Source organism: Maribacter sp. 1_MG-2023 (assembly GCF_030547005.1).
Classification (GTDB): domain Bacteria; phylum Bacteroidota; class Bacteroidia; order Flavobacteriales; family Flavobacteriaceae; genus Maribacter.
Map to the genome: position 1 here is coordinate 327,597 of NZ_JAUOPN010000001.1, position 24,519 is coordinate 352,115.

Below are 24,519 nucleotides of genomic sequence, written 5' to 3' on the forward strand. Positions count from 1 at the left end.
AGACTTTGAATTTATATTCAAAGTCTTTCGTCTATTCTGCGGTAAAATATAAAGGTTACTTCAATTCTAATTCTTTAATTTCTACTTTATCGGTGCCTCTTAATTTTTCGTAGTTTGCCATCATTTCCTTCAATTTTTCAGGATTAGATTCTGCAACGTTATGCTCTTGTGCCCTGTCTTCTTTTATATTGTAAAGTTGATATGATTCTGAAACACCCAATTCAATTTTAACTTGAGCATTAAAAGCGCTGCCTTTGTAAGGCGGAATCATAATCCAATCGCCGCTTCTTAATGCTGTTTTTTGACTTGCTTCTAAAATTAAATCGGTTCTACCTGTTTTCGTTTTTCCTAATAGCGCGTCAATTATTTGGTCACTATCATCTGTTTTTTCGGTACTGCCCGTTAAGCTTGCAAGCGAACTAAGAAAATCTACTTGACAAACTAACGCGTCTGAAACAGAAGGCTCAATAGTTCCTTTCCAGTATGTAATAAATGGTACATGGGTTCCGGCATCAAATAAACTATACTTTCCACCTCTTAGACCACCTGCAGGGTTATGTTTGCCTAATTTTTCTACTGCGTCATCATAATAACCATCATTTAAAACAGGTCCGTTATCACTTGTGAAAATAATTAAGGTGTTTTCTAAAATTCCCTCATCTTCCAATGTTTTCATGAATTCACCTATAACCCAATCAGCTTCAAGAATGACATCGCCACGTGGTCCCATACCAGATTTACCTTCAAAACGAGGATGAGGTGTTCTTGGTACATGCGGTTGTTGCAGTGCATAGTATAAAAAGAAAGGTTCTTTTTTATGGTTCTTTACATAGGCTTGTGCTTTTTCTAAAAAGTGATCAGCCATATCTACATCAGTCCATTTTGCATCTTCTCCACCTTTCATAAAGCCGATTCTTGGTATACCGTTTACAATGCTGTTATTATGACCATGGTGCCACTTCATACTTGTTAATTCCGGATCATCCTTACCCGTTGGTTGGTTGCTATAATTGTTCGCATAATCTACCTCTATTGGGTCATTAGGGTCTAAACCATCTACATGACCATCTTTTATATAGACTGTAGGTACGCGATCTTGCGTAGCTGCCATGATATAAGAATAGTCAAAACCAACTTCATTTGGACCAGGAGATACTCTTTCGTTCCAGTTTACATTACCCGTACCTAAACCTAAGTGCCATTTACCTACGATACCGGTAGCATAGCCTTGTTTCTTTAGCATCTTTGGTACGGTTTGCTGTTCGGTGCTAATAATTAATGGTGCAGTACCGGGTAATATTTGAGCGTCTTTATTTCTCCAAGGGTATACTCCTGTTAAAAGACCATAACGGCTTGGTGTACACGTGGCAGATGTTGCATAGCCATTTGTAAAGCGTACACCACCATTGGCTAAATTATCAATATTAGGAGTGTTTATTTCAGTAGCGCCATTGGCACTTATATCACCATAACCTAAATCATCGAGGTAAATAACCACAATATTTGGTTGGGTAGAAGTTTCCACTTCTTTAGAACCATCTGTTACTACTTTTTTATTCGACTCTTTGCAACTAAATGCAATTAAGACTAAAAGAGATAGGCAAATTTTGTAAAGACTACTTTTTGGTTTTAAAATATTATTCATTGATTTATTGTTTTAATTCTGTTTTAGTGATTTATTTCTGTCTTGCTCCCATTTTTTTTCCTCTTTGATGACGTTTTTGGCATGAGGGTCGAGCCAACCTGGCGCCATATTCTTTGCATCCCATTTTTTGTATTCTTGTTCTAAAACTAAGCAAATCTCTGGATGTTTCGATGCGATGTCATTTCGCTCAAGTTGGTCATTTTCTAGATCGAAAAGTAATGTGCTGTTTTTATAAGCACTTTTGTACAACTTGTATTTTCCTTTTCTAACGGCATATTCAAAGTTACCCGATGACCTCCAAAACAAAGTTTTATGCGGGGTTTCATTACTTTTATTAAGAACGTAAGGAAGCAGATCTACACCATCCAACTGTTTTTCCTTAGTCGCATTACCGCCCGCCGCATTTAAAATAGTAGGATATAGGTCTAAAGAGGAAATAGGTTTGTCATAAGTTTGTTTTCCCTCTATTTTTTTCGGCCATGTAATAAAGAAAGGCACTTTTATTCCGCCCTCGAACAACATGCCTTTATGCCCTCGATTAGGTCTATTGTCGGCATGTTCAATTCTACCGCCATTATCGCTTAAAAATACCAAAATTGTATTTTCTTTCATATGGTTGACAACGAGGGTTGAATCAATTCTACCAACGTTGGTATCTACCGCATTTACCATAGCGGCATAAATACTTCTACCGGCATATTCTATATGTTTCGTTTTTTCTAAATATTCTTTTGTAGCGTGATCAGGTGCGTGTGGTGCATTATATGCCAAATAAATAAAAAAGGGTTTGTCATCTTTTTTATTAATAAAAGCAATTGTTTCGTCAGTGAAGTCATCTGTTAAGTACGATAATTCATTTTCGGGTACTGCTTTTCTATTTCTATAAATAGTCTGAATTTCATTTTTAGATTCTCCCCAATAGTTCATTCCTCCACCAGGAAATCCGAACCAATGGTCAAAACCTTGCGCTGGCGGGTACAAATCTGGGTGATCTCCTATATGCCATTTTCCTACTGCACTAGTTCTATAGCCTTGGTTCTTTAAAGCCTCAGAAATCATTTTTTCAGATAAAGGTGTACCAATACTGGCATCGTTTTCTCCGTCATAGGGCATATTGCAATCATGGCCGAAACGGGCTTGGTAACGACCCGTTAGTAAACCAGCTCTCGACGGACTGCAGTACGGATGAGAAACATAACCATTTGAAAAAATAACTCCTTCTCTAGCAAGCCTATCTAAATTTGGGGTGGGTATATCGGTAGCACCATTAAAACCAACATCGGCCCAACCTTGATCATCTGTAAGAATTACGAGAACATTTGGTTGTTCTTGGCTAATTGCTGTATTAAAACTTAATATTGCTAAGAATAGAATAAAGAGTGCGGTAAAATTCTTGTTCATTATTTCGATTTAATGGTAATAGTAGATGAACTTAAATTTTGTGAACTTGCCGTAATATTAATTTCTCCAGAGGCTTCGGTAGATTTTAATATTGCCAAGCTTTTGCCATAAAAAGATTTAATATGGTGTTCTTTAAATGATTCTAAAGAGGCAGAATTTCCATTACCGACCGCTTCTAGAACACCATTGCCGGTTACTTCGAAATTTACTAAGTTATCTGCATTAGCACATAAATTGCCATCTTTATCTTCAACCCTAACCGTTATAAAAGATAGGTCCTTTCCATTAGCATCAATACTGCTTCTATCAGCCACCAAAGTTATTTTAGCAGCTTTGCCTGCCGTTTTTATTTCTTTGGTTGCCACTTCTTTATTGTCTTTATAAGCAACTACTTTTATACTGCCAGGTTGGTACGGTACGTTCCAAGACAGTCGGTATTTAGATTTGTAAATTCCGCGTTTAAATCCATATCCCGAATCTAAGAAACCTCTGTATTCGGTAAAGATATCGGTTAAATCTTTGCCTTTTACTTTTTTGCCAAATGACTTTCCGTTTACAAATAACTCCACTTCATCTGCATTGGTGTAAGCATAAACCGGTATGGTCTGTCCTTCTCTTCCTTCCCAATTCCAATGTGGCAAAACATGTACCATAGGTTCTGTTGTCCATTGACTTTGGTATAAATAGAATCTATCTTTTGGAAATCCGCATAAATCTACCGGTGCAAAATAAGAAGCGTGAGATGGCCAATCGTCGTTCCAATAGCCATTGGTAGAATTATCTCTGCCACCATAAGGCGTCGGTTCACCTAAATAATCAAAACCTGTCCAAATAAACTCGCCTAAAGAGTGGGGGTTTGCCTCTTGTGCAGCAAATTCGATATCTGGTGCATACGCCCAATTAGGACCAACAGTAACATCGTAACTAGAAACTTGGTTGGTCTCTTTGTTTACATTGTAAGCCTGCGGAATTTCATAAAATCCTCTAGTGCTTGTTTGGGATGAAGTTTCGGATCCATAGAAAATCATTTCAGGATTCTGTTTTCGTATTTCGCCATAGTAGGAAGGTTTGTAATTAACCCCTACCACGTCAATCTGTGAAGCCAATTTATTAGTGAATGAAGCAGGATAGTTATTAAAACCGGCAGTTGTCGGTCTTGTGTTATCTTCATCATGGCAAATATCATTTAGCATTTTTGCTGTTTTCCATCCGTCAGGTTGACCTTGTTCTAAAATTTCGTTACCGATACTCCACATAATTACCGAGGGGTGATTACGGTCTCTTTTTATCATGTCGCGTAAATCTGTTTCTGCCCATTCATCAAAATAATTGCTATATCCGTTAGGCACTTTCGGTATTTTCCACTCGTCAAAAGCTTCGTCAATGACAACAATACCTAATCTATCGCATACTTGAAGCATTTCTGGCGATGGCGGGTTATGACTTGTTCGTAAGGCATTAGCGCCCATTTCTTGCATAATTTGCATTTGGCGTTCTGTCGCTCTGTAATTAACGGCAGCACCTAACGGTCCTAAATCATGGTGCATACAAACGCCATTTAGTTCTACGGTATTACCGTTTAAATAAAAACCTTCTTTTTTAAATTCAATTTGTCGTATACCAAACTCGGTTTCATATTCATCTACAAGTTGACCGTCTATTTTGACCCGGCTTACCGCTTTGTACAAATTTGGAACACCGATATTCCATAGTTTTGGGTTACTGACCTCAATCTCTTGAATTTGTTTGCTTTCAGATTTTTTTAAAAGAGAGACAGCCGTTGTACTTAAGGCAACACTATTATTTTCAGTGTCTAAAATGGTAGTTTCTAAAGTTACTTCTTTAGCATTCTCTGAAGCATTTTTAATTTTGGTTTCAACCTTAATCAATGCTTTCTCTGAAGTGGCAATTGGGGTAGTGATGTAAGTTCCCCATTGCGGAATATGTATGGCATTATTTATTTTTAAGCGTACATTCCTATAAATTCCTGCACCAGGATACCAGCGTTCAGATAATACTTCTGGTGCTAATTCTACAGCAATAACATTGTCTTCGCCAAACTTAATATAAGGTGTTAGATAGTATTCGAAACCGCTATACCCGTAGTGTCTTTTACCAACAAAATTACCGTTGATATATACTTTGGAATTATCCATTACTCCGTCAAATTCAATTGAAATTTGTTTGTCCGCGTTTTCTTTTTCTATGGTAAAATGTTTTCTGTACCAGGCAATTCCGTCTATTGTTAATCCGCCATTTCGAGCATTGTTAGAACTGTCAAAAGGCATTTCTATAGCCCAATCATGTGGTACGTTCACTTTTTTCCAATTGTTATCTTTTAAGGTTGCACTTTCTCCATTTTCAATAGTATCCTTAACAAATAACCAATCTTTATTAAAGTCTATGTCGGCAATTACCTTATCTTCTTTGGGTTGGCAAGAGGTTACTACAAGTGCTAATAAGATGATTTGAAATACTACAATTTTAAATAGCTTCATTTCTTTGGTATCTATGATTAATCGGTTTGGTTTTCTGAAAAGCAATCGGTGATGTCAAGTGGGTCATCCATTTCTTGCTGTAATTGTTGTAAGTCTAGAAATAGCGATTTAATTCTTTCTTGTTGTTCAGGTAGATTAGAAATATCGTTCATTTCTTTAGGATCAACATTTAAATCGAAAAGGAGTATTTTTTTGATTTTAGGAAACACCATTAGTTTGTAACCATCTTTACGAATCATTCTTTGAACATCTAAATAGCCACCGTAAATAGCATCATATTTACTTTTGGTTTCTTTTCCTTTTGCGATATCTAAAAAACTATGGAAATCAATATAAGTTGGCTTTTCTACGCCGGCAATATCCAATGAAGTTGCCATGGCATCTTGTAAATATACATCTGTATCACTTTTCTTGTTTTTAGGTATATCTGGCCCTAAAATAATCATGGGTGGCCTAATGCTATGGTCAAATAAACTTTGCTTGCCCAGTAAGCCATGTCTACCCATAGCCAAGCCATGGTCTGCCGTAAAGATGATGTACGTATTGTTCATTTTGCCAGAATCTTTAAGAGCTGATATAATTTTACCGATTTGAGCATCTACATGGGTAATGCTTGCGTAATATTCTTTTGTATGGGTTTTAATGGCAAGTTCTGTTCTAGGGAATGGTGCTAGAGCTTCATCTCTTAGGTTATCTCCGTTGGCAATATCATGTCTAAACGTATATTCGGGCATGTAGCTTTTAGGTAATGTTATATCATCTATTGCATACATGTCTTGGTATTCTTGCGGTGCCTGCCTGGGGTCATGTGGCGCATTAAAAGCCAAGTACATAAAAAAAGGTTTTTCACTTTCTTTTGCTTTATTTATAAACCCAATGGCATCATCTTTTAAAACTTCGCTCCAATGTTTTCCGCCTTGCCAATACCCGCCATGAGCGGTATCTGTAGGTGACCAAGTAGTATCGTTGATAGAAAGTGGGCGATTATAGCCATTAGGCATAATATGCGCTGATTTTGCATTCGAAATTTTTGAAAGCGAATCGAACTTAGCGACCATGGTATCATGGTGCCATGCATCTTTAGGCATACCAGGGCGAATATGTGCTGTATGCATAAAAACTTTTTGGGCAGGAGCATCTACATGCCATTTTCCGGTCATATAGGTTTCATAACCATTACTTTCCAAAAGCTTGCCCCAAGTCTTATCGATAGAATCATTTGCAATCCAATTTTGTCTAAATGTATTTGCCCTCCAAACAGAGCGCCCAGAAATTATCATTGCTCTCGATGCCGCGCAGACAGCACCGCTCCATGAGCCCATATTGTAAGCATTTGTAAATGTGGTGCCGTCATGTACCATGGCATCCATATTCGGAGTAATGATTTCTGAATTACCTAAAGCATGTATAGATGAATAGGTTTGGTCATCGGTAAAAATAAAAACAATGTTAGGCTTAGAATTTTGGCTAGAATTTTTAGGCTCGCTTTCACAAGAGATGAATACTGAGAATAGAAAAAGGTATAGCGTAATTTTCATTGCAATGGATGGTTTTAAAATAAATAATGCCCACTTCGGTAGAAGTGAGCATTATAAATAACTCAAATAATTTTTAGCTAACACTCACTACAAATGTGGCTTTTATAGTTTTATTTAGCGGTCACAGATGGTTTTTATAAAACAACATATGTTTTATCCTTCTATTTCTTCATTTGAAATATCATCGGTCTTTTTAAGTCTAATGTACTTGCTAGGTATTACGCCAAACTGTTTTTTGAAACATTTCGAAAAGTACGAAGCGGTATTAAAACCGGTCATGTACATGATCTCTTTTACTGATAAATCACTTTTTTCAAATAGTTGAACAGCACGTTTTAATCGAATATTTCTAATAAATTCACTTGATGAAAGACCGGTCAATTCTTTTATTTTCAAATACAAGTTACTTCTACTCATATTCATTTCTTTAACTAACATTTCAACACTAAATTCAGAATTCATCATGTGTTTTTCTACAATTTCAATTGCATTTTGTAAAAATATTTCATCTGATGAGGTTACCGTAACTTCATTTGGTTGTAATGTTATTTCTCTATTGAATCTTTTACGTAGTTCTTCACGATCTTTTAAAATATTAGCAAGTTTCAATTCTAAAAGTTCTAAATCAAAAGGTTTTCTAATATAGGCGTCTGCACCAGTTTTTAGTCCTTCGATTTCTTTTTCTTGAGATGTTTTAGCAGTAAGCATCACCACCGGAATATGACTTGTTTCTTGTGTGGTTTTTAATTTATTACAAAGTTCAATACCATCCATAACTGGCATCATTAGATCTGTAATTACAATATTTGGCATAAACTTATTTGCCAACTCTAAACCTTTTTCTCCGTTTTCAGCTTCGTAGATATAATAGCTTTCTCCTAGTCCCTTTTTAATAAAAGATCTTATATCTGAGTTATCGTCTACGATTAGTAGTAAGGGAAGTTTAGATCTAGACCGTGTCATGTTTTGGTCAATGATATCATCCATAAAACTGATGGCATGCGAGTCGGCATCATCTTTACTGATAAAGGTGTTTGCTTCAAAAACTTCATGAAAGTTGAGTTCTTTTGTTTTTTCAAAGGTTTCTTTTTCTTTGGGTAACCAAACATAAAACGTAGTGCCGCTTTCAGAATCACTCTTAACTTTTATAATACCCTGATGTAATTCGACAAGATTTTTGGTAAAGGAGAGTCCGATACCCGTTCCTTTGGTATCTACATGGGTTGTAAGTCCTATTTCAGTGTAAAAGCGTTCGAATATATGTTGTAATCTATGGGCCGGAATACCGGGACCAGAATCTTTAACTTGAATAACAATGTATTTAGATTGGTCTACTGTAAGCTCAATGTCTTTTGGTTTATTAAAATCATTACCATCGAAAATTTCAAGAAGAATGCTACCGTCTTCAGGTGTAAATTTAAAGGCATTCGAAAGTAGATTATTGCAAACTTTCTCAACGGCATCTGGATCGAACCATGATAAAATTGAATCTTTCGAAGATTTTATTTCGAATTCAATATTCTTTTTTCTGCTCAGAAACTGAAATGGTTCACCTACTTCTTTTAAAAACTCGGTAATATTACTTTTACTTAGATTAAGGTTCATTTTACCATGATCCATTTTTCTAAAATCTAATAATTGATTTACCAAGCGTAATAGGTAATCGGTATTTTTTCGCATCAACCCATATTGATCTTTGGTTTCTTTCGGGCTAATTTTTTCTCCCTTTTTAATTAAATAGTCTAACGGACCTTTTATAAGTGTAAGCGGGGTTCTAAACTCATGAGATATATTGGTAAAGAATTCAAGTTTAAGTCGGTGAATTTCTTCGTTCTTATCTTTTTCTAAATTTCGAAGTTCTAATTGATGCTTCTCTGCAGATCTAATCATAGTAAATCTTCTAAAAGCATATAACAATGCTATTGCCAATAATAAATAAGCAAATTTGGCAAGGTTTGTTTGCCACCATGGCGGTGTAACTTTTATTTTAATTTCAACAGGAGTTTCGTCCCAAATATTATCGTTGTTTGAAGCTTTTACACGTAAGATATAAGAACCTGGCTCAAGATTGGTATATGTGGCAAACCTATTATCGGCAGATGTGTAGATCCAATCTTTATCAAACCCATCTAACTTATAAGCAAATTTGTTTTTACTGGAAGCGGCATAATGCAAGGCGGCAAACTCGAAAGAGAAGCTGTTTTCATTATGTTTTAATTCAATTTCGCCTATAGAATTTATAGATTGATCAAGAATAACGCGACCATTTATTTTGGTGTCAATAGCCACAGGTTTATTAAAGATGGAAAAGTTGGTTAAAACCGTTTCTGGTTTTATTTTATTACTTATAATATCTTCGGGGTAGAAAGCGGTAAGACCGTTAACACCTCCAAAAAGCATCAATCCTTCTTCGGTTTTATAAGCGGCTAGCTCGCTAAATTCGTTGCTTTGTAAGCCATCATTTACATCATAATTTTGAAATTTCTCTTTGTCAATACTAAATTTTGATATTCCTTTATTGGTTGATAGCCATAGATTGCCCTGATTATCATCTAAAATTCCTTTTATAACATTGTTAGGTAAACCCTCTTTTTCACTATAGGTTTTAAAATGTTCTGGTTCATCATCTTTTCTAGGTATAAGCTTATTTAAACCACCACCAAAAGTACCTACCCATATGTCTTTAGACTTACTTTCGAAAACGGATAAAATGTAGTTATGGCTAATGGTAGTTTCATCATCAGGCGTATTCTTATAATTAACAAATTTTGGATTCTTAGAATCAATTTGATTGTAAGGTAATTTTGCTAGACCATTACCGGTAGCAAACCAAATATCACCCTTTGAGTCTTGAAAAATATCTCTAATAATATTATTGGGTATGCCAGTTTCATTGTTTGTATTATGCTTAAAATTATCTTTAACGAAGGTATCACCATCTTCTTTTATGAGCCAACGTTGTATGCCCCCATTATAAAAACCTAACCATATATTATGCTCTTTATCTTGTAAAATAGAAAAAACACTACTTGGTACTTCGGATATTGCCTTTAAGTCTTCTTCTGTTATTTTTTTATTATTGCCAAGGTCTATTTCGAATAAACCTGGTGAATTCTCTCCTCCAACTAATAATTTGGTGCTAGATTTTAATTGTATTTCTTCAATGGCAAATACCTTGTTGATTTTTGTAAAGTGTTGAAATTGATTAAAATCACTTTCTTTATCTGTTTTCCCTAACAAGTTTAAACCACCACCTTCGGTACCGATCCATAGGTTTTTATTTTTATCTTCATGAATGGCCCTAACCTTATCGTTACTTAAACTACCTACTTCGAGATTCTTTTTAATATGTAAAAATTGTTTTCTTTGAGGGTCAAATTTATTGACTCCGCCACCATTGACACCCACCCATATGATACCAGTATGATCAATATATAATGATTTAACCGCATTTTTGCTTAAACTGTTCGTAGGGTTTTCAGGGTCGTACTTGTATTCGCCTACCAACTCGGGTAATTTTGTTTCAGATAGGTTAGAAAACTCTAAAAGACCATAGTCGGTACCTGCCCAAATATGATTGTTATTTATTGAAATGGTGTTAAAATTGCCACTATAGAAAAACTGTAACTGATTCTCTTTTTTATTTGGAGAATATCGATAAAGACCATTACTAGTACCTAAAATTAAATGGCCATAAGTGTCTTCAACTATAGATTTTACTTGCGTGTTTGGTAAGTTGATTTTTTCGTTTACTTCTTGAAAATACATGTCTCCATTATTATCTCTAGATAACTTAGAAAGACCATTTATGCCACCGATCCAGATTTGGTGCATACTGTCTTCGAAAAAAGTGTTTACATTATTACTGTTTCTAGTAGGTGAATTGCTGTTTTGATATAAGTTGAAATGTTCAAATTTTAATGAATCTGTTGGCTTTGATAGATCGGCCATATCAATTCCTTTCGTGGTACCTACCCAAAGTCTGTTATCACTATCATTAAATAGTAAGGTGATGTAATTACTTTTTATGGAAAATTCATTATTAGGGTCACTTTTAAAATGTTTGAATTTTTCAGTTTTTTGATCGAAGTAATTTAAACCCCCACCAGTAGTTCCTATCCATAAATTACCTGATTTATCATCAATTATTTTCCAAATTAAGTTGCTACTTATGCTGTGCGGCTTTTCAGGGTTTGGTTTAAAAACAGTAAAATTATAACCATCATATCTGTTTAACCCATCATGTGTTCCAAACCACATAAAACCGTTATCATCTTGAATAATTGTATTTACATCGCTTTGCGATAATCCGTTCTCTGTATTTAAATGCTCAAATTTTAAAGAATTTTGAGCGTAAGAGGTATGTGCTAATCCGAAGAGCAGCATAAAGATTAAATATAGCGAACTCCTAGTCGAGCTCAATTTATAGGGGAGATTGGTCATACTAACAAATATATCAATTAAGCTATGAAATTTTATGATTGATTTTTTTAACGGTAGACATAAGTTATATCGTGTTTTATTGTAAGCGTTTGATTTTCAGTAGTTATTTGTTAATTCTTAAAAGTAGTACTGCCTATTAAACATCATATGTTCTAGCTTTTAAATCATTTGCTATAATTCAAAATCGCTTTATACACGAACTTTACGGTCTATAAAGTGAAAGTTGAATTCTAAATTCAATTAAATTTAAACGCTACTAATTCCGCATTAATGAAATATATAGTTTGTGAAAAACCGGGTGAATTTATTTTAAAAGAAAAAGAAGCACCTGTAAGAAAGAAAGATGAAGCCTTGTTGAGAATTAAAAAAGTAGGTATTTGTGGTACGGATCTACATGCCTATGGAGGCAATCAAGCTTTTTTTACATATCCGCGAATATTAGGTCATGAGTTGGCTTCTGAGGTAGTTGAGATTGGAGCAAATGAACGTGGAATTAAAGCAGGAGATAAGGTGGTAGTAATGCCGTACATAAGCTGTGGAAAATGTATCGCTTGTAGAAACGGAAAAACAAATTGTTGTACTAATATCAGAGTTTTGGGCGTACATACCGATGGTGGAATGCAAGAGTTCATTACCGTACCCACCAATATTCTGTTGTTAGCCAATAATTTGACCGATGATGAAATGGCTATTGTAGAACCACTGGCAATTGGGGCACATGCTGTTAGAAGAACCAATATTGTACCTGGCGAAACAGTTGCCGTTGTTGGTTGTGGACCAATCGGGATAGGAATTATGAAATTAGCTCAGATTGCAGGTGCAAAAGTTATCGCTTTAGATATGAACGAGCAACGTTTGCAATATGCAAAAGATAAAATAGGGGTAGATTATATTGTTAATGTAAGCGAAGATCCCGTAAAACAAATTTCTGAAATTACAAATGGAGAATTATGTACGGCCGTATTCGATGCTTCCGGACACAAGGGGGCATTAGAAATGTGTCCTTCGTACATGTCGCACGGAGGTAGGTTTGTTTTAGTAGGACTTTCAAAAGGAGAACTTACCTATACGCACCCGGCAATACATGCAAAAGAAATGACTTTAATGTGCAGTAGAAATGCTACTACTGAAGATTTTGAACATGTTATTAATGTTTTAGATCAATTTCCAACGGCATCATTTATTACACATTCGGTCCCCTTTACAGAAATGATCGAAAATTTTGATAGTTGGTTAAAACCAGAAACAGGGGTAATAAAAGCAACAGTTAATTTTAATTGATATAATGCAAAAAAGTTACGTTCAAATAGATCCGAAAGATAATATAATCGTTGCCATCACTAATTTAGAGAAGGGTACGGTTGTTACTATTGCAGATCTAGAGGTTACTTTAATCGAGCATATTAAGCAAAAACATAAGTTTGCCTTGGTCGATTTTAATTTGGGTGATGACATTTTTATGTACGGTGTTTTAATTGGTAAAGCAATGACTAAAATTGCTGCAGGTTGTGCTATTACCATAGAAAACGTAAAACATGCCTCTGCAGAATTTAGCGAAACTAAAGTAGCATTTAATTGGCAGGCACCTGATGTTTCTAAATTTGAGAATAGAACTTTTAACGGCTACCATAGAGAAGATGGTAAAGTAGGTACAGCCAATTATTGGTTGGTTATACCGCTGACATTTTGCGAAAACAGAAACTTAGATGTAATTGAAGCTGCACTATCAGAAAAATTAGGATACCAAACCACGAAAGACTTTTCTGTAGATACAGATGCTTTAATTCAACAATATAAATTAGGTAGTTCAAGAGATAAAATATTAAACACACCTATAATTGCTACTCATGAAGAAATGGCGAAAAATAGGGTGTTCCCGAATGTAGACGGAATTAAATTTTTAAAGCATGATGGTGGTTGTGGAGGCATTCGGCAAGATTCTGAAACCTTATGCAAGTTGCTAGCTGGTTACATCGCCAACCCAAATGTGGCTGGTGCAACCATACTGAGTTTGGGTTGCCAAAATGCACAGATTTCAATGCTTCAAAATGCATTGAACGCAATCGATAGTAATAAGCCCGTGCATTATTTAGAACAACAGCGAAGTTTAAGCGAACGTCATTTTATTGAAGAAGCTGTTAAAGTAACTTTCTTGGGGTTAATCGATGCTAATGAAATCTTTAGAAAACCGGCACCACTTAGTAAATTGGTTCTAGGTTTGGAATGTGGCGGGTCAGATGGTTTTTCAGGTATTTCTGCCAATCCTGCCTTAGGGTATGCATCTGATCTATTGGTTGCTTTAGGGGGTAGTCCTGTATTATCAGAATTTCCGGAGTTGAATGGGGTAGAACAAGAAATCATTAATAGATGTATTACTGATGAAGACTCTAAAAAGTTTTATGACCTAATGCGTGCATATTCCGCTGCTGCAGTTGCCGTGGGTTCTGGTTTTGAAAATAATCCGTCTCCTGGTAATATAAAAGACGGTTTAATTACCGATGCCATGAAATCTGCCGGTGCAGCTAAAAAAGGTGGTACTTCACCCATAGTAGAGGTTTTAGATTATACGGAACAGGTGACCAAACCAGGATTGAATTTATTATGTACCCCTGGTAACGATGTAGAATCTACTACGGGTCTTGTTGGTTCGGGCTGCAATGTGGTTGTGTTTACCACTGGTTTAGGCACACCAACAGGTAACCCTGTAGCCCCAGTTTTAAAAATGTCGAGTAATACTGCTTTATATGAGCGTATGAATGATATTATTGATATTAATGCCGGTACGGTTATCAGTGGTGAAGATTCTATAGAAACTATGGGCGAAAAAATACTGGAACATATTATTCAAGTAGCCAGTGGTACGCTTGCTTCAAAAGCGGTCGCACATGGTAATAATGACTTTATTCCGTGGAAAAGAGGAGTTTCTTTATAAACTTTTCAATTTAATACAAGTAAGAGTAGCATGACGATACATAAGGAAATAACAGAACTACAAATATTGAACAGAAAAACTACAGGTAAGCCTGTAGAATACCCTGTTCGTGTACTACAGTTTGGTGGAGGTAATTTTTTAAGGGCATTTTGCGATTGGATGTTCGATGTTTTAAATAAAACAACAGATTTCAATGGTAGTGTGGCTGTCGTTAAACCAACCGAAAGAGGGGAGTATTCAGAACTCTTAAATCAAGACGGCTTGTTTCATGTAGTTTTAGATGGATTGAAAGACGGTAATTTAGTCTCAGAGGTAACATTGGTAGAATCTGTTAGTACTATTATTCAACCGTATAAAGATTGGAATGCATATTTGGCTTTGGCAGAGGTACCTGAACTGAGATTTATTGTTTCTAATACTACAGAAGCAGGAATTAAATTTTCGGAAAAGGATCAAAAGACAGACAACCCACCTCATGAATTTCCGGCTAAATTGACCTTATGGTTATATCACCGGTTTAATTATTTTAAAGGTGCAGCTGATAAAGGTTGCATTTTATTACCATGCGAATTAATTGAAGATAATGGCGATGCTTTACAGAAAACCATTATTCAATATGCTGAACACTGGGGTTTAGAAACAGCATTTATCACTTGGATCAATAACTGTAATTATTTCTGTAGCACACTAGTTGATCGTATTGTGTCTGGTTTTCCTACGGATAGAAAAGTTGCCATTGAACAGCAAACGGGTTATAAAGATGATTTGTTGGTCGCTGGTGAGGTGTACCATAGTTGGGTTATAAAAGCAGCACCAATTGTTCAAAAAGAATTGCCTTTTTCTAAAACGGACTTAAATGTTTTGTTCGTTGATGATCTTAAAGAGTATAGAGAAATGAAGGTTCGTATTCTAAATGGGGCCCATACTTCTTTGGTGCCTGTAGGGTATTTGGCAGGTCTAAGAACTGTATTAGAAAGTATGAACGATGATTTGGTTAGAAACCATGTATTGCAAGTACTGTCTGAAGAAATAAAACCTACGCTAACCAATTTCTCAGAAAAGGAGATTGACGCATTTATAAATGCAGTTATTGATCGATTTAAGAATCCGACTCTTAAACATTTTTTAATAGCCATATCATTAAATAGTACATCTAAATTTCAGGCTCGCTTATTACCGGCATTTAAAGAATACACTCAAATTAACGGTCATTTTCCAAAGAGAATAGCATTTTCATTAGCATGTTTAATTCGTTTTTATAAAGGCGAATTCGATGGAGAGCATATTCCAGTAAATGATGATGCTAATGTGTTGGGCTACTTTAATGAAGAATGGCGAAAAGTAACAGAGCAACACCAAACTATAGAAAACTTGGTTACAAACGTACTGTCTAATAGTGATATAGTTGGCGAAAATTTAACCACATATAATGGTCTGGTTCAATTTGTTACTAAGAGTATCAATAGCATAAATGAAGTAGGTGTAAAAGAGTGTTTAAAGGCACTATAATAAAATATATGAAAATAGATTCGCATCAACATTTTTGGAAATATGAACCGGTAAAACATAGCTGGATAGATGATGAAATGGCAGTAATCAGAAAAGATTTTATGCCAGCTGATCTAAAGCAAGTATACCTTGAAAATGATATTGATGGCTGCGTTGCAGTACAGGCAGATCAAACAACTGCTGAAACGGATTTTTTAATTGAACTGGCTTCAGAAAATAATTTTATAAAAGGAATTGTAGGATGGGTAGACCTAAGAGGTAACGATATTGATGAGGTTTTGGAGCATTACAATAAGTTTAAAGTTGTAAAAGGTTTTAGGCACGTCGTACAAGGTGAGGCTGATCACAATTTTTTATTGCGACCAGATTTTCTTGCAGGTATCTCAAAATTAGCTCGCTATAATTTCACCTATGATATATTGGTGTTTCCGCATCAATTGGGAGCAGTTCTAGAATTTGTGAAAAAATTCCCGAATCACAAATTTGTAATTGATCACATAGCTAAGCCTTATATAAAAGATAGTTTTTATGAGGGTTGGGCTGTTTTAATGACCGAAATAGGTAAGCAAAAAAATGTGTATTGCAAGTTGTCGGGGATGATTACCGAAGCCGATTATAAAAAATGGACAGTTGAGCAAATAACACCCTATATGACCTTGGTATTAAATGCTTTTGGCGCAGATAGAATTATGTTCGGTTCTGATTGGCCAGTGTGTTTAGTGGCAGGAAATTACAAAACCGTAAAAAAAATAGTTACAGATTTCATTTCGCAATTAAGTGAAGAAGAGCAGGCTAAAATAATGGGTTTGAATGCAATGAAATTTTATAATTTATAATAGGAACAGTATGGATTTAAAACTAAAAGATAAAGTAGTTGTCGTAACGGGTGCTGCAGGATTAAAGGGAAGTATTGGTGAAACCATAGTTCAGCATTTGGCAGCCGAAGGCGCAATACCTGTAATCGTTTGTAGAAATGATAGAGGTATAGGTTATGAGAAAGAATTACGAGAAAAAGGTATTGACGCCTTGTTTGTAAAGACAGATTTATCTGATCATGTTCAAATTGAAAAGGCTGTTCGTAAAATAGAAGAGAAATACGGTGAAATACATGCATTAATAAATAATGTAGGGGTTAACGATGGTGCAGGTTTAGATGCTTCAATAGATGATTTTATGTATTCCTTAAAACTAAATATGGTAAGCTATTTTGCAATGACTAAATACTGTTTGCCAATGCTTAAAAAGTCAAAAGGAAATATTTTGAATATAGGCTCGAAAGTAGCACTTACAGGTCAAGGTGGTACTTCTGGGTATGCAGCGTCAAAAGGTGGTGTCTTCGGTTTAACCAGAGAATGGGCGGTTGATTTAATACAATTCGGTATCCGTTCTAATGCTATTGTTATAGCAGAAAGTTGGACTCCCGCTTATGATGCTTGGATTAAAACTTTAGATAACGGAGAAGAAAAACTTGAGGCTATCGTTAAAAAGATTCCTTTAGAAAATAGAATGACAATGCCGGCAGAAATAGCAGATCAATGTCTATTTACCATTTCAGAAAAATCATCTCATACAACCGGTCAGTTTATTACCGTAGACGGCGGGTATGTGCATCTTGATAGATCTTTATTGACGGAATAATTCCCGCTTTTCCTATCAGAATAACCAAAGTCTAATTAGTACCAGATTAGCATTTTTATTTTAATCATGAAAGTTATCCAGCTAAATATGAATCAACCAAAAAAAATACCCGTAGTCAGTAAAGAGTTATTAGTTCCGTTTATAATAATCACTATACTTTTTGCTTTATGGGGCTTCGCCAATGATGTTACTAACCCTATGGTGACTGCATTTAAAAAAGTAATGCCAGAATTAAGTTGGACACAAGCATATTTAGTACAATTTGCATTTTATTTCGGCTATGGTTGTATGGCCATACCAGCTGCACTTTTTATTAAAAAATATACTTATAAAAAAGGTATCATTCTTGGGCTGTCGCTTTATGCTGTAGGAGCATTTTTATTCTATCCGGCATCTGTCTATGAAGAGTATTCGTATTTTTTAATTTCATTATATGTTATCACTTGTGGCTTAGCCTTATTGGAAACAACTTCAAACCCATTGATTTTATCGCTAGGGGCAAAAGAAACCGCTACACAACGATTGAATTTGGCACAGTCATTTAATCCTATTGGGTCAATATCAGGTATGTTGATAGCTCAGTTTGTTGTCCTTAGTCAAATAAAATCGTCAACTTACAATGATGATACCTACGCGGCTTTAGATGCGGCAAGTAAAGCTTCAATTAAAACCGAAGATTTGAATATTATTAGTTACCCTTATTTAGGCATAGGAGTTGTTGTTTTGGTTATTTTAATATTAATAGTATTTACCAAAATTCCGACGGTTCAAGAACATACTAGTTTAAGCTTTAAAGAATCGTTAAATAAAATCTTTTCGAAGAAGACTTTTTTACCTGGTGTTATAGCTCAAATGTTTTATGTAGGTGCACAAATAATGTGTTGGACAGCTATCTTTCAATACGTGCAATATTTAAATGAATCTACAAATAGTGATATAAATGCCACGTATATGAATATGATTGCTATGGGAATTTTTCTTGGCGGTCGTTTTCTGGGTACTGCTTTGTTAAGTGTATTCTCGGCGCCAAAATTACTATACACCTTTGCCGGCTGTGCCGTTTTATGTTGTGCGGGTGCTATTGTTATACCTGGTATGCCCGGGTTAATTTCTTTAGTTAGTATTTCTTTATTCATGTCAATTATGTTCCCTACTATTTATGGTATAGCTTTAAAAGATATGGGTGACGAAGCAAAGTTGGGGTCTGCTTTTCTGGTGATGGCAATTGTTGGAGGCGCTATCTTTCCGTTAATGCAAGGTGCCATTATCGACATAGGAGGTGATAACCTTGCGGACACGCTTATTTTAGGAGTTCCAGAAGTTAAATTTTCTTTTATAATGCCAATGATATGTATCGCTGTTGTCGGTTTATATGGCTTATATGCTGCTAAACAACAAAAAGCTTAATTATTTAAAACTTGAACGATGACTAAAAGATATTGTTACGCCTGCGATTTAAAAGAGGACGCTAAACTTATTGCAGAATACAAAGCATATCATGCCGAAGGCAAGGCATGGCCAGAAATCACTAAAAGTATTAAAGATGCCGGTATTGTTGATATGCAAATTTACCTCACTGGTAACCGCATGTTCATGATTATGGAAGTTGATGAAACATTCGATGCTGAGAAAAAAGCAAAAATGGATGCCGATAATACTAGAGTTCAAGAATGGGAGAATTTAATGTGGAATTACCAACAAGAATTGCCATGGACCAAAGATGGTGAGAAGTGGATTGAATTAGAACAGATTTTTCAGTTGTAACACAACTAAACTAATAGAAACACAGAAGCCAGATTTTTAAATCTGGCTTCTGTGTTTTAAATAATACATAAGCTTACTTCATTAAAGCTACACTATGGCTATCGTTAACAATGATAAAATTATTAAAAAACCTTCATTTTCAAAGTCTTGTAACCGTTATGATTCATTCTTTGATACCTTGCTTAATTAGTTACTATTTATACTAGCTAATGCATCTGCAAGCTCCTCTGCAGCTTCTGTTTTATTTTATAAGGTAATTTATATCTTTTTTGTTTTTTGGGCTTATAAACATGCTCTTAATAGATTTGAACAAACTAGTACAAAATTGTAATGTTATTCTTGTTTATTTGGTTTTATCGTGATTTCAATTTCATTGCTCGTTAATGTATTAGAGCTGGCTTTGATACGTATTGGTTTTGAGCTACCTTTTATTGATTGAACAATAAGTAAAGCACGCCCTTTATCTGTCATTAATTCTTGTGAATTAAAGTTTTGCGTGTTAGTGATACTGCCATTATCTACGCCAAGCACTTTTGCATCTCCGGTCACTGTAAATTTTACTTTTTGATTTTCTAATTTAACAGGATTACCATCTTTATCTATTATTTGAAGTATAATATGAGCAGTGTCATAACCATCTGCTACTACGCTTTTAGTATCAGTAGATATTGCTAAGGCTTTTGGTTGAGTGCTCGTTTTTATAAATGATTCAAAGTTTTCTCCGTTATTATATCCGACAGCTTTTAAAGTGCCGGCTTCAAATGGAACTGCCCATTTGTAAATATGATCCTCAAAATCTGCTAGTTTTTTTATGCCTAATGATTTTTCGTTCAAGAAAAGTTCTACTGCATCAGAATTTGAATATACTTCTACTATTGTGGTTTGATCACTATCATAGTTCCAATGTTCATTAACATCTTGCCAAACCCAAAGCGCTTTTTGCCAAGCGCCTTCTTTTTTCTCAACAACTTTACCATGGTCATTAAGCACATATTTTGATTTTTCAATAGTCTGTGTAGCAATGTATATACTAGGTGTCTCGCTCCATAAAGATTTAAACATGTAGAACGACGGCTTTTCAAATCCAGCCAAATCTAATAATCCGCTTGGGGTTCCTTTTTTAGGCCATCCTCCGTTAGATTCTCCCAAGTAGTCAATGCCGGTCCATAAGAATGTTCCTGAAATGAAAGGTCTTTCAATGACAGCCTTCCATTCATGCCATTGTCCTAAATTTTCGGTACCCATAAGTGGCTTATTTGGGTAGTTTTCATGACCATAATCGTAAAGAACTCGTCTATAGCTAAAACCAATTATGTCTAGAGCTTCTGCATAACCAGATTCATAACTAGAAGAAGGTAGAATGCAATTGGCTATTACATACCTTGTTGTGTCTAATTCTTTGGTCCATTTAGCCAATTTCTGAGCAGTTTTACCAATATCATACGCTGCTTTTGGCAACGTGTCTAGCTTCTCTTTAATCTGTTCTATGCTATTTGGTGGTGTAGACCAAAAGTAATTACCACTCCAGTCCATATTATTAAAGAAACCGGTAGCTTCAGCATTACGAGGGTATGTCCATTCAATTTCATTACCAATACTCCATTGAAAAATAGATGGGTGATTTCTATGTGATAAAATGGTGTTTTTCAAGTCTCTTTCTGCCCATTCTTGAAAATGTTCAACATAACCTCTGGTAATGTAGTCCACACTTTTTTCGTTCATGTTTTTTCTTTTGTCTTTAGGGTTGTCCCATTCATCAAAGAATTCATCTTGAACTAAAAAGCCCATTTCATCGCATAAATCTAAAAATTCATTAGAAGCAGGGTTGTGCGATATTCGTATAGCATTACAACCCGCATCTTTTAGTTTTTCTAAACGTCTTCTCCAAACACTTTTAGGTACGGCTGCACCAACTAAGCCAGCGTCATGGTGTAAACAAACACCTTTTATTTTACGGTTTTTCCCATTAAGATAGAATCCTGTATTGGCATCGAACTTAATACTGCGAATTCCGAAAATAGTTTCTTCAGTATCTACAACTTGATCATTTTCAATAATTTGAGTAATGGCTTTATAAAGAGTAGGTTTGTCTACATCCCATAAATCAGGATTTTTAATAGCTACGGTAGTTGTATGATTTTCTGTAGCCCCTGTGTAAATCGTTAGTTTTTTACTTGTTGAACCAACCTTTAAATTCTCATTATTGAAAATTTCTGTAGTGATTTTCACTCTTTTATCTTCTGAATACCCGTTTTTAAGTTGAGTTTCTATTTTAACCGTGGCTTTATCCTCATTTACCTGAGGTGTGGTTATGAATGTTCCCCATACCGGAATGTGTAGTTTGTTTTTTGTAATTAAGGTTACATTTCTATAGATGCCAGAACCGGTATACCATCTGCTGTCGGCATATCTTGTTCTATCTACAGTTACATTTATAGTATTTGTGTTTGGGTGCAATTTTTCGGTTATGTCATGAAAGAAAGGTGCATAGCCATAAGGGTGTTCGCCTAATTCTTGATTATTTAAGCTTATACTAGCATTATTATATACACCATCAAAAACCAAATATGCAACTTGATTGTCGTTCAAGTTTAGTGTAAATTTTTTTTTATAAAATCCAGTACCTCCTAATAAATATCCTGTAGCTCCTTCACCGTTTATTGAGTCGAATGGAGTGCCAATGCTCCAATCATGCGGTAGGTTTATTTTTTTCCAAGTAGTATCGAACCGATTAGATGTGGAGTCTTCTAACTTAAATTCCCAATTAAAATTAAAATCGGTATTAGTAGTCAAATATTCTTTGGTAGAACAACTAAAAAGTGTGATTGCAATTAGGTGAATAAGGAAGATTTTATATTTCATGCTGTTCGTTTAAAAATACTTTTCACGGTGTGTTTTGATGCTATACTGTACTAGAAAAAACTAAACATCTTATTGAATTAATTTTAACCAACTATTATTTCTAATAAACTATAATTGAACTTTTTGCGATATAGAAACGGCGTTTGTCGGTGACAAGTTTTTAGAGTTAAACCGTTAGTGAATATTGATATCGCGTTTAGTTTTCAATTAATTCAAAATATTGCAATATTATATATTAATAATTGCAGTATTCTTAGCTTTACAAATATGTGCTTATTAAAGGATTTAATGTTATTGATAAACTAGACAAAAACTCAACATAACCCAATTAGTAGTGGTTTTTAAAGAAAATGAACTAGACATTGTATATATTGATTTCTCAATTAAACTTTAAAAGAACGAGGAGAATTTTTTTTGATATGAATTATACAATACAGACTTTTCGAGGGTATATGGTTATCTTTTCAACCTTAGTTTTGCTCATATGCCTAAGTGGTATCTTGTCTGCGCAAAATATTAATAAAACCGATCAATATTTTCAAAAAGCAGAGTCACTAAAAGCTACGAATATTGATAGTGCCATTAGTTTCTACAAGAAAAGTATTCACTTACATAAAGAGCAAAAAGATACCGCTAACTTGGTAAATAGTTTATATGAGCTTTCAAATTTATATGCCCATAATTTAGATTATGGAAATTCATACGATGGTTACTGGGAGGCCTTGTTTCTTGCTGATAGTTCAAAAAACGATGTAGCAAGAACAAAGTTATATCAAGCTTTGGGTTGGCTTTATTTATTTTATAGACGTGATAACGAAGCTAATAATTACTTCAACCTTTCGCTGAGATTAAAGGATAAAATGATTGATGAAAAGGTTATGAATTCTAGTTATTTATTAACTGATTATTATGCGTTAACTACTATGTTTAGAACCAATGGGAATGATAAGATGGTTCGTAAATATTTAGACAGTAGTAATATTATTCGAAATCAATATAAGATAAAATCTAACTATTTAGATGCAGAAGAGGGCTATCAAGACGCAAGGGACGGTGATTTTGAAATGGGCTTGCTTAAGTTAAATAAATCTAGAAATGAGTTCGAGATTGAAAACCCCTCATACCTCATTATTATAGACTATTTAATTGGTCAGGTTTATTTTATGAAGGGTGATTTAGAGGAGAGTAGAAAGTTTTTTGAGCAATCGTTAGCTTATACTACAGTGTATAGCAATCATTCAAATTATAAGTTAATGGTACAAGAAGCCTTGGCGCTTTTAGATAAACAGGTTAAAGATTTTGAAAGTGCTTTTTTTCATTTAGAGACTGCAAATGAATTGAATGAATTAATTTTTGGTAGAAAAAGTAAGAATAATCAACATTTATTTGAGATTAATGATAAATATCGCCTGCAGAAAGAAAAAGAAAAGGAATTAATAAAAGAACAGCGCTTGGCTAATTTAGAAAATGAAGAAAAATTATGGGTTTTGAAATTTTTATTGATGTTTGTTGTTGTAGCTTCCTTACTTATTCTTGGATTTTTATTCATTCGTAATATTAGACGTAAACATAAGTTAGAGAAAAAATCACTTGAAGAAAAGAGAGTTGTTGAATTGCAGAAAACTAATGAAATATTAGAATTGAAAAATAATGAACTAACGTCTTCTGCATTGCAACTGATAGAGAAAGAAGAGTTTATTAGAAAAATGAAAGATACTATTGGTAAGAGTAAAGAAAATTTAGACGTTTCTGCTCTCAATAGAATTATTAGTTCAGCACAAGGTAGTCCAAGTGGTAATTGGAAAGAATTTGAAGCTAGGTTTACGGCTGTAAATCAAAGTTTTTATAAAAATTTAAAAGATGCTTACCCTTCTTTGAGTCAAACAGACTTAAAACTTTGTGCATTAGTAAAGCTTAATTTTTCTAGTAAAGAAATGGCATCACTTTTAGGTATTTCAATTGAAAGTATGCACACATCTCGTTATCGTTTAAGAAAAAAATTGAAACTTAAACGTAATGATAATCTCACCGAATTTATAGCAAACCACTGATTTAGAATTTTTAAACTTCCTAAAGCTCAGTAGTTTTAATTTCATAGCATTATTTCCATTCCTTTAGTTGAATATTAATCAACTGTTTCTAATAGTACCATCAAAATTACTGTCTAGTTGTGTTTAGTATTGCTTAAAACACTGATAAATAAGCCTTTTTTTTATGAATTGTTCAGTTTTAGTTGAGTCAAATTTCCTAAAACTATAATATGAAATTGATAATTTAGATCCGATAAAT

14 protein-coding genes are annotated in these 24,519 nt (G+C 34.5%); 8 read left to right on the plus strand and 6 right to left on the minus strand.

Annotation, left to right across the window (positions count from 1 at the left end):
- Positions 1-55: 55 nt before the first annotated feature.
- From Q4500_RS01540 to Q4500_RS01560, 5 genes are all read right to left on the minus strand, one after another.
- Entirely contained in the window at positions 56-1,645 is a 1,590-nt protein-coding gene (locus tag Q4500_RS01540; RefSeq protein ID WP_303597996.1) for an arylsulfatase, read from the minus strand.
- Between the two features lie 12 nt (positions 1,646-1,657).
- Positions 1,658-3,046 carry a sulfatase-like hydrolase/transferase gene (locus Q4500_RS01545; protein WP_303597997.1) on the minus strand — a complete coding sequence of 463 codons (1,389 nt, stop codon included), beginning with the start codon at positions 3,044-3,046 and terminating at the stop codon, positions 1,658-1,660.
- Positions 3,046-5,544, minus strand: coding sequence for a glycoside hydrolase family 2 TIM barrel-domain containing protein (locus Q4500_RS01550; RefSeq protein WP_303597998.1), 2,499 nt, complete (start codon positions 5,542-5,544; stop codon positions 3,046-3,048). Before Q4500_RS01550 ends, Q4500_RS01545 begins: the two co-directional genes overlap by 1 nt.
- Before the next feature lie 17 nt (positions 5,545-5,561).
- Positions 5,562-7,082, minus strand: coding sequence for a sulfatase-like hydrolase/transferase (locus Q4500_RS01555; RefSeq protein ID WP_303598000.1), 1,521 nt, complete (start codon positions 7,080-7,082; stop codon positions 5,562-5,564).
- Positions 7,083-7,235: 153 nt separating this feature from the next.
- Positions 7,236-11,468, minus strand: coding sequence for a hybrid sensor histidine kinase/response regulator transcription factor (locus Q4500_RS01560; protein ID WP_303598002.1), 4,233 nt, complete (start codon positions 11,466-11,468; stop codon positions 7,236-7,238).
- A gap of 327 nt (positions 11,469-11,795) precedes the next feature.
- On the opposite strand from Q4500_RS01560, the gene Q4500_RS01565 reads away from it, so the two are divergent.
- From Q4500_RS01565 to Q4500_RS01595, 7 genes are all read left to right on the plus strand, one after another.
- Entirely contained in the window at positions 11,796-12,806 is a 1,011-nt protein-coding gene (locus tag Q4500_RS01565; protein WP_303598003.1) for a zinc-binding alcohol dehydrogenase family protein, read from the plus strand.
- A gap of 4 nt (positions 12,807-12,810) precedes the next feature.
- On the plus strand, positions 12,811-14,457 hold the full coding sequence (locus Q4500_RS01570) for a UxaA family hydrolase (RefSeq protein WP_303598004.1): 1,647 nt from the start codon (positions 12,811-12,813) through the stop codon (positions 14,455-14,457).
- Between the two features lie 30 nt (positions 14,458-14,487).
- Positions 14,488-15,966, plus strand: coding sequence for a tagaturonate reductase (locus Q4500_RS01575; RefSeq protein WP_303598005.1), 1,479 nt, complete (start codon positions 14,488-14,490; stop codon positions 15,964-15,966).
- An 8-nt stretch (positions 15,967-15,974) separates the two neighbouring features.
- On the plus strand, positions 15,975-16,802 hold the full coding sequence (locus Q4500_RS01580) for an amidohydrolase (protein WP_303598006.1): 828 nt from the start codon (positions 15,975-15,977) through the stop codon (positions 16,800-16,802).
- Between the two features lie 10 nt (positions 16,803-16,812).
- Positions 16,813-17,604 (plus strand): SDR family oxidoreductase, encoded by a 792-nt coding sequence (locus Q4500_RS01585; RefSeq protein WP_303598007.1) that lies wholly within the window; start codon positions 16,813-16,815, stop codon positions 17,602-17,604.
- A gap of 87 nt (positions 17,605-17,691) precedes the next feature.
- Positions 17,692-19,011 (plus strand): L-fucose:H+ symporter permease, encoded by a 1,320-nt coding sequence (gene fucP, locus Q4500_RS01590; RefSeq protein ID WP_303598008.1) that lies wholly within the window; start codon positions 17,692-17,694, stop codon positions 19,009-19,011.
- Positions 19,012-19,029: 18 nt separating this feature from the next.
- Positions 19,030-19,368, plus strand: a complete 339-nt coding sequence (locus Q4500_RS01595; protein WP_303598009.1) for an L-rhamnose mutarotase — start codon at positions 19,030-19,032, stop codon at positions 19,366-19,368.
- Between the two features lie 333 nt (positions 19,369-19,701).
- Here Q4500_RS01595 and Q4500_RS01600 read toward each other — a convergent pair whose 3' ends face one another.
- Positions 19,702-22,230 (minus strand): glycoside hydrolase family 2 TIM barrel-domain containing protein, encoded by a 2,529-nt coding sequence (locus tag Q4500_RS01600; RefSeq protein WP_303598010.1) that lies wholly within the window; start codon positions 22,228-22,230, stop codon positions 19,702-19,704.
- 419 nt (positions 22,231-22,649) lie between these two features.
- Between Q4500_RS01600 and Q4500_RS01605 the strand changes: the two genes are divergently transcribed.
- Positions 22,650-24,281, plus strand: coding sequence for a tetratricopeptide repeat protein (locus Q4500_RS01605; RefSeq protein WP_303598011.1), 1,632 nt, complete (start codon positions 22,650-22,652; stop codon positions 24,279-24,281).
- The last annotated feature ends 238 nt before the right edge of the window (positions 24,282-24,519 follow it).